This is a genomic window from Planococcus sp. CAU13 (assembly GCF_000775575.1).
In the GTDB taxonomy this organism is placed as follows: Bacteria; Bacillota; Bacilli; order Bacillales_A; family Planococcaceae; genus Planococcus.
This window is the reverse complement of sequence record NZ_JRGN01000078.1, coordinates 1-12,170: the sequence shown is the minus strand read 5'-3', so window position 1 is coordinate 12,170 and position 12,170 is coordinate 1. Positions and strand designations below refer to the sequence as shown.

Annotated in this window: 13 protein-coding genes; 3 read left to right on the top strand and 10 right to left on the bottom strand. The window is 46.7% G+C overall.

Features of this window, described 5'->3' with window-relative positions; genetic code table 11:
* Window positions 1-316: 316 nt before the first annotated feature.
* Complete coding sequence (locus KW93_RS03600; RefSeq protein ID WP_033541604.1) at window positions 317-1,183, bottom strand: nucleotidyltransferase-like protein; 867 nt, start codon at window positions 1,181-1,183, stop codon at window positions 317-319.
* A 233-nt stretch (window positions 1,184-1,416) separates the two neighbouring features.
* On the opposite strand from KW93_RS03600, the gene KW93_RS03595 reads away from it, so the two are divergent.
* Window positions 1,417-1,770, top strand: coding sequence for a YgzB family protein (locus KW93_RS03595; protein ID WP_033541603.1), 354 nt, complete (start codon window positions 1,417-1,419; stop codon window positions 1,768-1,770).
* An 81-nt stretch (window positions 1,771-1,851) separates the two neighbouring features.
* On the opposite strand, the gene perR is transcribed toward KW93_RS03595, so the two are convergent.
* The 4 genes from perR to bcp form a co-directional block, all read right to left on the bottom strand.
* Window positions 1,852-2,295: a peroxide-responsive transcriptional repressor PerR gene (gene perR / locus KW93_RS03590; RefSeq protein ID WP_033541602.1), complete on the bottom strand. Its 444-nt coding sequence runs from the start codon at window positions 2,293-2,295 to the stop codon at window positions 1,852-1,854.
* Between the two features lie 124 nt (window positions 2,296-2,419).
* Window positions 2,420-2,974: a cob(I)yrinic acid a,c-diamide adenosyltransferase gene (locus tag KW93_RS03585; protein WP_033541601.1), complete on the bottom strand. Its 555-nt coding sequence runs from the start codon at window positions 2,972-2,974 to the stop codon at window positions 2,420-2,422.
* 2 nt (window positions 2,975-2,976) lie between these two features.
* Window positions 2,977-3,918, bottom strand: a complete 942-nt coding sequence (locus KW93_RS03580; RefSeq protein WP_033541600.1) for a D-2-hydroxyacid dehydrogenase — start codon at window positions 3,916-3,918, stop codon at window positions 2,977-2,979.
* A gap of 13 nt (window positions 3,919-3,931) precedes the next feature.
* Complete coding sequence (bcp, locus tag KW93_RS03575; RefSeq protein ID WP_033541599.1) at window positions 3,932-4,408, bottom strand: thioredoxin-dependent thiol peroxidase; 477 nt, start codon at window positions 4,406-4,408, stop codon at window positions 3,932-3,934.
* 125 nt (window positions 4,409-4,533) lie between these two features.
* On the opposite strand from bcp, the gene KW93_RS03570 reads away from it, so the two are divergent.
* Window positions 4,534-5,820, top strand: a complete 1,287-nt coding sequence (locus KW93_RS03570; protein WP_033541598.1) for a glutamate-1-semialdehyde 2,1-aminomutase — start codon at window positions 4,534-4,536, stop codon at window positions 5,818-5,820.
* Window positions 5,821-5,856: 36 nt separating this feature from the next.
* Window positions 5,857-6,942 carry an FUSC family protein gene (locus KW93_RS03565; protein WP_033541597.1) on the top strand — a complete coding sequence of 362 codons (1,086 nt, stop codon included), beginning with the start codon at window positions 5,857-5,859 and terminating at the stop codon, window positions 6,940-6,942.
* A 232-nt stretch (window positions 6,943-7,174) separates the two neighbouring features.
* Here KW93_RS03565 and nikC read toward each other — a convergent pair whose 3' ends face one another.
* The 5 genes from nikC to KW93_RS03540 form a co-directional block, all read right to left on the bottom strand.
* Window positions 7,175-8,062, bottom strand: a complete 888-nt coding sequence (gene nikC, locus KW93_RS03560) for a nickel transporter permease (protein ID WP_033541596.1) — start codon at window positions 8,060-8,062, stop codon at window positions 7,175-7,177.
* A 14-nt stretch (window positions 8,063-8,076) separates the two neighbouring features.
* The gene (locus KW93_RS03555) at window positions 8,077-9,081 is read right to left on the bottom strand and encodes an ABC transporter permease (protein WP_033541595.1); all 1,005 of its coding nucleotides are present in this window, start codon (window positions 9,079-9,081) and stop codon (window positions 8,077-8,079) included.
* An 85-nt stretch (window positions 9,082-9,166) separates the two neighbouring features.
* Window positions 9,167-10,774: an ABC transporter substrate-binding protein gene (locus tag KW93_RS03550; RefSeq protein WP_442956610.1), complete on the bottom strand. Its 1,608-nt coding sequence runs from the start codon at window positions 10,772-10,774 to the stop codon at window positions 9,167-9,169.
* Between the two features lie 44 nt (window positions 10,775-10,818).
* Window positions 10,819-11,802: an ABC transporter ATP-binding protein gene (locus tag KW93_RS03545; RefSeq protein WP_033541593.1), complete on the bottom strand. Its 984-nt coding sequence runs from the start codon at window positions 11,800-11,802 to the stop codon at window positions 10,819-10,821.
* Window positions 11,777-12,170, bottom strand: a 394-nt coding sequence (locus KW93_RS03540) for an oligopeptide/dipeptide ABC transporter ATP-binding protein (RefSeq protein ID WP_033541592.1), incomplete at its 5' end; no start/stop codon positions are given. The genes KW93_RS03545 and KW93_RS03540, both read right to left, overlap by 26 nt.

The following is a 12,170-nucleotide window of genomic DNA, read 5'->3' as shown; positions in this document are numbered from 1 at the left end:
CGTTTTGCTGTTCAGTTTTCAAGGTTCAATTTTCATGCCCTGTTGAAGCGACTTCTCTAATTTATCATTGCCCCGCGCCGGAGTCAAGCTTTAAATATTATACTGAAAAACTTAATTTGGCGAAGCGACATGTAATATCATAATACGTTCCCCTCTGAATTGTCAACGACAAAAGGATAAAAAACGCAAAAAGTCGAAAACACGTTCATTTGCATTAGTGTAAACTGTTATTCATTTCCCTTAATCCACACCCTCCTCTAATGAAGAAAGCCGGATTGTCCTGTGACAATCCGGCCTCATATTCAGCATTTCTAAATCAGATCTTAACGGAATAGTAACGATGGAAAATCCCTTCACTCTTCGTCAGGACCCCTTCGACAAGTATCATTTCTTTATCTACCAGGTATTCAATAAATACCTCCAGATCAGAAGAATAGTTTTTCAGCTCTTCCTGCTCGTGCAATTCCTGGATTGTCCAGCTCCTCTTTTTCGTCATCACTTCCATGATATGCTGCGCTCCATCCGCGGTTCGCGAATGAATCAGGAATTCGCTGGCCAGGAATAGGAGCTCAAGTCTTTTATCGATCGATTCATCGCTGAGCACAAGTTCTTCGTACAGTTTATAAATCGACGGCTCCATCTTTTTGACCTGTGACCAGACAGTAACTTCAGGCGGCAAACCATTTTCCAGCACTGCCAGACGAGCCAGGTGATGGAGGGATTCGATAACGTGCCTGTATGCATCGAGGTAATTTTTTTCCTCAAACAGCATTTTGCCTTCCAGATACCGTCTGATAAGCTTGGCATATTCAAGTCCCATTTTAATTTTCCTGCCAGCAAAGGGATATTCCCTGAGCTCGGTTATCAATTTTTCCATAAACTCGTTTCGATCGTAAATGATCCGGCCATTGAAGAGCCAGTCCACAATTTTTCGGTTTGTGCCAAGCAGCAGCCATTTTTTAAGCTGCTTTTCTGTGATGATGTGCATCGCTGCTTTTTTCGTTCCGTAAGTGTAATGCTTGGTGAAAACGGATGTTTCATTTTCTTTGGTAATGATCAGCAGGATGGTATCGAAAGTATCCGTGTTGGGACTGAGTTTTTCTCTTTTTTCAACGAGCATTACGCCAAGTGTGCTTTCCTGGCCTGCACGCTCCTGATAAATCGGTCTTAGTATTTGTTCCATTCCATTTCGCTCCCTGCAGTTTCAGGCTTGTTTACGTGTCTGTCCTTTATTCATTTACCCCAATTATAGTTACTTCAATTTCTTTCTTAAAGATTACAGGCCAATGAAAGATGCTGCGATTGTTTGCTTTTCTCTATTTCGACATATTTCCGCTGAATCCTTCATAAGAAAAGCATTAACACTTTTTCACTTTGAATGTGATATAGTATGATGGATGCAAGGAGGAATTGAACATGAAACCTTATAAAAATAAAATTAACCGAATCCGGACTTTTGCGCTGTCGCTGATTTTCATCGGCATCGTCATTATGTATATAGGTATTTTCTTCAGAGATCAGCCTCTCATCATGGTCATTCTTATGCTGCTGGGTGTCATTGCAATCATCGGAAGCACAGGCGTTTATGCCTGGATTGGACTTCTGTCCATGAAAACCGTTCCGGTCCAATGCCCGAATTGCGGACGCCATACGAAAATGCTTGGCCGCGTCGACATGTGCATGCACTGCCGTGAGCCGCTGACAATGGATCCTGCCCTTGAAGGAAAAGAATTCAATGTCGATTACAATAAGAAAAATTCCAAAGTATAAAGAATCCGCCAGCGACAAGATCGCTGGCGGATTCTTATTTCCAAATAAAAAACGGACACAGAAGAATCTATGCCCATTTTCTTATTGTGCCTTTGCTGTATCCGCAAGACAATCCTGGCACGTACCGTAAATTTCAAGACGATGGTAATCCACCTGGAAACCGGTAACGTGTGAAGCCAAATGTTCGACTTCGTCCAAACCCGGATAATGGAAATCGACTATTTTCCCGCAGCCATTACAAATCATATGGTAATGATCGTGTGTAACAAAATCAAAACGGCTCGATGAATCGCCGTAAGTCAATTCCTTTACAAGACCGGCTTTCTTAAAGACACGCAAATTATTATATACTGTTGCAACACTCATATTAGGGAAAGATTTCTCAAGCGCGCGATAAATGTCATCCGCTGTCGGGTGCGTTGTTGAATGAATCATATACTCCAAAATCGCATGGCGCTGTGGAGTGATTCTGACACCTGTAGACTTCAAAGCATCAAGCGCGTCTTTTAATAAACCTTCAGACATCGCCGTGCACCTCACTTCATAAAGATTCTTACTTTGTAATCGTTATAATCAGTGTACTCAAATTGACCCACCGATGTCAAGAAATCACTATAGGCGCGCTATTTGGAGAAGCATTTTTCCTTGCTTATTTCTTGCTGTGCAGCTCATTTTCCTTGCTGCCGAGACGCTGGTTGACAAAGCGCGCTGCGACAAACAGGAAATCAGACAGGCGATTCAGATAGGCGAGCACTTCAGGAGAAGTCCCTTCCCCGATGGAAGTGGCCAGGCGCTCAGCTCTTCTCACCACTGTTCGGGCGACATGGAGCGCAGCGCCAGCCGGATGGCCGCTCGGCAGGATGAAATTATTCAGTGCGGGCAGTTCCGCATCGTATTTATCAATCCAGGTTTCCAGTTTTCGAGTGTCTTCTGCATGCAGTTTCCATTTCACTTCTTTGCCTGCAGGAGTAGCCAATTCAGCCCCCACGTGAAATAAAGTCGTTTGGATTTCGTGGAAAATATCGCAGATTTCTTCTTTTTCATTGAAAAACTCGCTGTTTAAATGGGCCAGGCCCAAACCGATCATGGAATTCGCTTCATCGCATGTGCCGTATGCTTCGACCAATACATCATTTTTCGAAACCCTGGAGCCATACACCAGAGATGTGGTGCCTTTATCGCCTGTCTTTGTGTAGATCTTCATTGTTAATACCCCTTTTCCATACTAACGAGATTTACAGGTTCCCTATTTCCATCAAGCCATTCCCTTAAATCAGGCAGGAAAATTTCCATTGCCCGCTCGAGGTATTTACCGGATTTACTGGATACATGCGGAGAGACGATGACATTATTCATGAGCCAGAACGGATGGCTGTCAGGCAAAGGTTCCTGTTCAAAAACATCCAATACAGCATAGGCAATCATGTTATTTTGCATCGCTTCAATAAGAATCCCCTCATCCACCAGATCGCCGCGTCCGAAATTCATGAAGATGGCATCATTTTTCATCGCTTTGAAGTGCTCCAGATTCAGCAGGTATTTCGTTTCCGGGGTGCTGGGAAGAACTGAAACCACAATATCGGCTTCCGGCAGTTTGGCCAGCAGTTCATCGAAAGAAACCATTTCGTTCATATGGGCTGCCTCGGTTCCTGAGCGGTTGCAGCCGATGGTCATTACGCCAAACGCCTGCAGCAGCCGGCCGATTTCAGAGCCGATCGCGCCAGGTCCCAGGATCAGCGCAGTCGAACCGGAAATCTCCTTTGAACGGAATTTGCGCTCCCATTTCTGGTTACGCTGATTTTCGTAGATTTCAGGGAGAGACCGCTTCAAGGCGAGCAGATGGCCGAGGACTGATTCCCCCATCGGTGTTTTGTGGATGCCCCTCACATTTGATACAGTGATTCCCCGTTTGGCAATTGCTTCGTGCGGCAATTTTTCAACGCCGGCGCTCACAACCATGATCCACTTTAGCTTAAGGGCGCTGGCGATGTCCGCTTCATCAAGGTCTTCACCGTATGTTACGAGGACATCCGCTGTCGGCAGCCTGCTTTTATCTTTATAGGAGAAATGAAATTCCACATCAGGAAAACCTTTAATGATATTCTGTTTCATTTCATCGGATGGTAAAAATGTGAAAACTATTTCCATGAATGGATTCCCCCTATGCCTGACTGAGCTCTTTTACTGTTTCCAGAACTTCCTGGATATGGTTATCCACTTTGACTTTGCGCCATTCTTTTACAATGGTGCCCGTCGGATCGATCAGGAATGTGGACCGTTCGATTCCCATGAATTCTTTTCCGTACATTTTCTTTTCCACCCAAACTCCGTAGGCTTCCGAAACTTTGTGGTCTTCGTCCACCAGCAGCGAAAATGGCAGGCCGTGCTTGCTGATGAATTTGGTGTGCTGTTCTTCGGAATCGGCGCTGACGCCTAATATCACGGCACCCAGTTCTGAAAAATCTTTTTCTGCGTCACGGAAATCACAGGCTTGAGTTGTACACCCCGGTGTCATGTCCTTTGGATAAAAATAAAGCACCACATATTTCTTTCCGGAAAAATCCTGTAAAGAAACCGTCTCACCGTTTTCATTTTTCAGTGAAAATTCCGGTGCATGCAAACCTTCCAATGTTGTCATAACAATCACTCCTCTTCTATAAGTCTATCGTACCTAACTGCAGCTGCAGTTTCAATTTCTTTGGCGTTAATGTTGAAACTTGTCTACAATAAAGGGATAGACATTAAGTAGGAGGAATTTATCCAATGAACCACTCAGAATCAATCAGACTGCATGAAGAAGCACTAGAGCATATCGTAGGAGGCGTAAACAGCCCCTCAAGATCGTTCAAAGCGGTCGGCGGCGGCGCACCCGTTGTGATGGAACGCGCAAAAGGCGCTTATTTCTGGGATGTCGACGGCAATAAATACATCGATTTCCTCGCTGCTTACGGTCCCATCATTACAGGCCACGGCCACCCCCATATTTCAAAAGCGATTTCGCACGCCGCTGAAACAGGCGTTTTATACGGCACACCGACCCGCTATGAAATCACGTTTGCAAAAATGCTGAAAGAAGCGATGCCAAATATGGACAAAGTGCGCTTTGTCAACAGCGGCACCGAAGCGGTTATGACTACAATCCGCGTTTCACGCGCTTATACGGGCCGAACAAAAATCATGAAATTTGCCGGCTGCTATCACGGCCATTCGGATTTGGTGCTGGTTGCAGCAGGTTCGGGTCCCGCAACTCTCGGTACACCTGATTCTGCCGGTGTGCCGAAGACGATCGCCGAAGAAGTGATTACGATCCCTTTCAATGATCCGGCTGCTTTTGCTGAAGCGATGGAAAAATGGGGAGAGGAAATCGCCTGCATCCTGGTGGAGCCGATTGTCGGCAACTTCGGAATTGTGGAACCGAAGGAAGGGTTTCTCGAAGAAGTGCACCGCATAGCTGAAGTAAAAGGGGCTTTGATCGTTTATGACGAAGTGATCACGGCGTTCCGTTTCCATTACGGCGGCGCTCAGGACATGCTTGGGCTCAAACCGGATTTGACTGCCCTCGGCAAAATTATCGGCGGCGGTCTGCCGATCGGTGCTTATGGCGGTAAAAAAGAAATCATGGAAACAGTGGCTCCGCTGGGCCCAGCCTATCAGGCAGGCACTATGGCCGGAAATCCCGCTTCGATTCAGGCCGGTATCGCTTGTTTGGAAGTGCTGCAGGCTGAAGGGGTTTATGAGGAAATGGACAGGCTCGGCAAAATTCTTGAAAAAGGAATTTTACAAGCTGCCGAGGAATTTGGTATAACAATAACAGTCAACCGTTTGAAGGGCGCTCTTACAATCTACTTTACGGACGTTACTGTTGAAAATTATGAACAGGCTGAAGCGACAGACGGGGAAATTTTCGGCCGTTTCTTCAAACTGATGCTTGAACAGGGCATCAATCTGGCACCGTCTAAATACGAAGCATGGTTCCTGACGACGGAACATACAGAAGAAGATATCAAAATTGCAATACAGGCTGTGAGAAAAGCCTTCAGCCGGTTATAAGCAGCCTGGCAATACAGGAAGGAGGAAGCGTAAGTCATGAAATTAGGAGCACGTATATTAAAGACCGGTGTGGCGATTTCATTGGCGCTGTTTTTAGCCAGTTTATTGGAATTGCCTTCTCCTGTATTTGCAGGCGTCGCAGCCATATTTGCCATTCAGCCTTCCATTTACAGATCCTATTTGACTCTTTTGGAACAGGTGTACGGAAATTTGATCGGCGCCGTCATTGCTGTCATATTTGTATTGACCATTGGCAGCAATTACCTCACGATCGGACTCGCTGCCATCTTGACAATCGTTTTGATGCTCAAATTAAATCTCGAAAAAACGGTTCCGCTGACACTTGTTACGATTATCATCATCATGGATTCGCATACCACCAACTTTCTTTCTTTTGCCTCCCTTCGATTTTTGACCGTACTTCTCGGTATTTTCTCGGCGTTTATTGTTAATATGATTTTTCTTCCGCCGAAATACGAGACCCGGCTGTTCAAATCGATCCACGAAGTCAGTGAAGAAGTCATTCGATGGATACGCGTTTCGATCCGGCACGCTTCCGATCATGTTTCCGTAAAAGAAGATATTGACCGCCTGGATGAAAAGCTTATAAAAGTGGACCAATGGTATTCCTTCTATAAAGAAGAAAGAAGTTATACGAAAAAACAGCAATACGCTAAAATGAGAAAACTGGTGCTGTACAGACAAATGATTGCCACCTCCAAAAAAAGCCTGGACGTCTTAAAAAGGCTGCATCGTTTTGAAAACGAACTGACGGAGCTTCCGGAGCAGTTTCATATGATGGTTCAGGAGCGGCTTGAAAGTCTGGCAAGCTACCATGAGCAGCTTTACATGAAATATGTCGGTAAATTGAGGCCGGAACACAGTGAATCAGCTGGCAGTGAAGCTTCAGTGAAACGGCATGAAGTAATGGAAATTTTCGTAAAAGAGATAAATATTGCGCTGGAGTCCGAAAACCGCGATTTTTCCGTTTATCACCTGATGCATGTGTTGTCCGCAATGGTGGACTACGAAGAACAGCTGGAACACCTGGATTTGCTGATCATTGCTTACTTGAATTACCATAGTGATGAAGTCGATCAGGATCTGCAACACGCAATTTAATTTAATTTAAACTAATAAAAACGTGCAGAGGAATTTATTCCCCTGCACGTTTTTCTTAAGGTTAAGAAAGTATATTGCCTTTAGTCTGCCTGTCCTTAGTGTGGGTATTGCTCTGTCCAGACTCCAGCGCCTAACTCTTCGGGGCATAAGTCAATCCAGCTGCGTGGCAAAGAACGCCACTTCGCTGGCTCGCCTTATGCCTTTCAGAGCTGAACAGGCGCTTCCGCTTTTCTTAAGATTTCATGCGGGGATCAAGTGCATCACGCAACCCATCCCCCATTAAATTGAACCCAAGAACTGTCAGCATAATCGCAGCTCCGGGAAAAATCATCGTCCAAGGTGCATTTGTTAAGAAAGATCGGGAATCGGCAAGCATCTTGCCCCATTCCGGAGTCGGTGCAGAAGCGCCGAGTCCAAGGAATCCAAGCGCAGCCGCTTCAATGATGGCAGTGGCAATCGCCAGTGTCCCCTGTACAATGACCGGAGCCATCGAGTTCGGTAAAATATGCGAAAAGAGAATCCGGTTGTCTTTCATGCCAATCGCTTTGGCAGACATGATATATTCGTCTTCTTTGATGCTCAACACTTTTGACCTGATCAACCGGCCGAAATTGGGTACGTTGATAATGGCGATGGCAATCAAAGCGTTTCGAAGTGATGGCCCGAGAACCGATACAACAGCAATCGCCAGCAGGATACTCGGGAAAGCCAGCATGATATCAAAAATGCGGGAGATGATGGTATCCACCCATCTGCCATAATAACCGGCAAGGATGCCGAGGAAACTTCCCACAATAACTGAAGCAATTACTGCCAGAAATCCTACCCAGAGTGAAATTCGCGCTCCGTATACGACGCGCGATAAGATGTCGCGTCCAAAATCATCCGTCCCCATCCAGTAGGTTGAGGAAGGAGGCTGAAACCGCTGGGTCAAATCCTGCTCATTTATGCCCTGTAGCGTAAACATCGGACCGAATATAGCCAGTAAAATGAAGAAAATGACAATTCCCATTCCAACAACCGCTACTTTACTTTTGCGGAAGCCGCGCCATGCCTCTTTCCACGGTCCGGCAACTTTCTGAATTTCGACTTCATTTTTATTTATTGTCGTGTCAGCCATTGTTCTCCCCCTTCCTAATCATATTTAATGCGAGGATCCACCAGACTGTAGAGAAGATCCACGAACAGGTTGATCATGACGAATATGAAAGCGACAATCAGGATGCCCGACTGGATGACCGGATAATCCCGGAAACCGATTGCCTCGTAGATATATCGTCCGATCCCTGGCCACGCAAAGATGGTTTCGGTCAGGATGGCTCCGCCCAGCAGCAGCCCCATTTGAAGGCCGATGATTGTCATGACTGGAATAATGGCATTTTTCAGTGCGTGTTTATAGACGACCCAAAACATTTTCAAGCCTTTCGAACGGGCTGTCCGGACATAGTCTGAACGCATGACTTCGAGCATGCTTGAGCGGGTCATCCGGGCGATGATCGCCATCGGAATTGTGGCCAGCGCCGTTCCCGGCAGTATCAAATGCCGCATCACGGTCGCCAATTGATCGAATTGTCCCGTCATCAGCGTATCAATAACATAAAAACCGGTTATCGATTCAACCGGATCCCGTACATTCATACGGCCGGAAGTCGGCAACAGACCCAGTTCGATTGAAAAAATCCATTGATTTAAAAGGCCCAGCCAGAAGATTGGCATTGACACGCCGATCAAGGCAATAATCATGGCAAGATAATCAAACCATGAATTCTGGAACCAGGCCGAAATGATTCCCGCATTGATACCAATAATAACGGCAATGATAACTGCGAAGACAGACAACTCGATAGTTGCGGCCAGATAAGGCCATACTTCATCCACCACCGGGGTTCTTGTGCGGAGCGATTGTCCCAGGTCACCCGTTACAAGTCCTTTTAAATAATCGAAATATTGGATATACCATGGGTTATCGAGGCCTAGAGTTGTCCTCAATGCTTTTATGGCATCCGCAGAAGCCTGCTGTCCGAGGATTACTTGTGCAGGATCGCCCGGTATTGCACGAATGATCATAAAAACGATAAATGTCATTCCGAGCAGAACAGGAATCAGCTGCAATAGCCGTTTGCCAATATAGTTAAGCATTTCTTCACCTCTCCATCTCCAACAAATATGTATAAATTAATTTAAAAAAGAAGGGAAATCATTTCGATCTCCCTTCCCGAAAAATCTACTCGATGTCGACTGAAGCTAATTTGTCTGAACCTGTCGGGTGCGCTTTGAAGTTGATTACATTCTTGCCGCCAGCGAGCAGCGGTGTAGAGTGAGCAAGCGGAACCCACGGTGCATCTTCATGGATGATTTCCTGTGCCTGCATGTAAAGCTCATTGCGGGCATCTTCATCCACCTCAGTCTGAGCCTGGATCAGAATTTCATGCAGTTCTGGATTTTCGTAATATGTGTAGTTGTTTGAACCGATGTTGTCCTGGTCAAGCAGCACATAAATGAAGTTATCCGCATCACCGTTGTCACCTGTCCATCCTAACAGGAAGGCATCGGCTTCACCGTTAGCGGCTTTTTCCAGATAAGTCGCCCACTCGTAGGAAACGATATTAGCCGTGATTCCAACTTCAGCCAAATCGCTTTGAATGGCCTCCGCCACTTTTTGGCCATCCGGCATGTACGGACGAGGAACTGGCATAGCCCATAGTTCCATTTCGAATCCATCGCCAAGACCTGCTTCTTCAAGCAGCTCCTTCGCTTTTTCAGGATCATATTCGTATCCTTCGATATCATCGTTATAGCCGCTGATTACAGGCGGCATCGGGTTTTTCGCAACTTCCCCGCGGCCTTCGAAGAATGCGTCAACAATCGCCTGTCTGTCGATTGCATGGTTCATCGCGCGGCGTACCAATGGATCATCAAAAGGCTCACGTGTGCTCGTCAATCCGAGGTAGCCTACGTTCATGGACGGACGCTCGAATAATTGAAGGTTCTCATCGCCTTCAATTGTAGCGGCATCGGATGGGTTGATTCCATCAGCCAAATCAATTTCACCAGCCAGCAATGCATTCAGGCGGCCGGAGTTATCCGGAATTGAACGGAAAACCACTTCATCCAATTTCGGTTCGCCTTCTACCCAATAGCCGTCGAATTTTTCGATGCGTACAAGGTCATTGCGCTTCCATTCAACAAATTTGAATGGTCCTGTTCCTACCGGGTTGTCGCCAAATGCATCTCCCGCTTCTTCAAATGCTGTAGGAGAAGCGATGCCGAATGGGCTCATTGCCAGGTTTTTAAGGAATGGAGCCATCGGGCGTTTCAAAGTGAATGTTACTTCGTAATCGCCGGTAGCTTCCACCGATTCGATTACGTGGCCTTCTTCGTCACCGAAACCGCCAAACATGGATTGGTAGTAAGGGAATGAATCAGCATCCCCTGCTGCCCAGCGCTCAAAGTTTGCAACGACTGCTTCAGCATTGAAGTCAGTGTCGTCATGGAACTTAACGCCTTCTTCCAAAGTGAAGACATACGTTAAACCGTCTTCTTCAGCAGTCCAGTCGGAAGCCAGTGCCGGTTCAATTTCTGTATCCTGCTCACCGAAGTTTACCAGAGTATCGAAAATGTTTTTCGTAACTTTAAATGATTCACCGTCAGTAACAGTGATGGGGTCAAGTGATACTGAGTCTCCCCCGCGCCCGAAAATCAAACTTTTTTCTTCCGTGGATTCCCCTTCGCCACCAGTTTCACCCGTGTTTTCCATTCCTTCTTCCGATCCGCCGCTGCAGCCGTAAAGCAGTGTCGAAATCAGCAAAAGCATCAGAAATGCCAGGGACATGATTTTCTTTTTCCCCAAATTAACCCCTCCGTTGTTGTTTATTATCATTGCGGCCTGCTTTCCTCATAGAGGTGGCAGGCTACAGAATGACCTTTCTCAACCTCCGCGAAAATCGGTACTGTCGTTACACAAATATCCATTTTAAATGGACAGCGTGTGTGGAAGCGGCAGCCGCTCGGAGGATTTGCGGGACTTGGCACATCCCCTTTGATTACAACTTCTTCCCTTTCGAATGTCGGATCCGGGACGGGCACCGCGGTCAGCAGCGCCTGCGTATACGGATGCAGCGGCTTTTCGTAAAGGTCCTCGGTATCAGCCATTTCAGCCATATTCCCAAGATACATCACACCAACACGGTCGCTGATGTGGCGGACCACACCGAGATCATGGGCAATGAAGATATAAGTCAGTTTCAGCTCCTTCTGAAGATCCTGCATCAGGTTGAGCACCTGTGCTTGAATCGAAACGTCCAGTGCTGATACGGGCTCGTCGGCGATAATGAGTTTCGGATTTGTCATCAGCGCCCGGGCGATGCCGATGCGCTGGCGCTGTCCGCCACTGAACTGATGCGGATAGCGTTTCGCGTGATAACTGCTGAGTCCCACAATTTCCAGAAATTCATGGACTTTCTTTTTGCGCTCTTTCGGATCACCGATGTCATGCACATTCAAAGGTTCCATCAAGATCTTTTCAATCGTATGGCGGGGATTGAGTGAAGCGTAAGGATCCTGAAATACCATCTGGATGTCACGGCGCGCCTTGCGCATTTCACTGGTAGATAATGAAGTGAGTTCCTGCCCATCGAAAGTCACTGTTCCTTCTGTCGGTTCAAGAAGCCGCATGAGCATCCGGCCGGTCGTGGATTTACCGCAGCCCGATTCTCCTACAATCCCAAGCGTCTCCCCTTCTTTTACTGAAAATGAAATGTCATCCACAGCTTTCACATAATTATTGACCCTCCCGAAAATTCCTGATTTAATAGGAAAATACTTTTTCAGGCCTTCAACTTTTAACAACTGTTCGGTCATGCTTTTCTGCCTCCTTCGGATCAAATAGGAAGCACCTTGTCTGATGCTCATCAGCCGTCCGGTAGAGCGGCGGATTTTCCGTTATGCAGCGGTCAAAAGCGAATTCGCACCTCGGCGCAAACCGGCAGCCGGTGGTGATTGTCCCCGGTTTCGGAACGTTGCCGGGAATGGAATAGAGGCGTTCTTTCTTGAAGCGCATATCCGGCACAGATTCCAGCAGCCCCCGTGTATACGGATGCTGCGGATCTTTGAAGATCTCTTCAACCGGCCCTTCTTCCACCACTTTGCCCGCATACATGACAACCACTCGTTCACATGTTTCCGCGACCACTCCCAGGTCATGGGTGATCAGCAATACAGCTGTATTG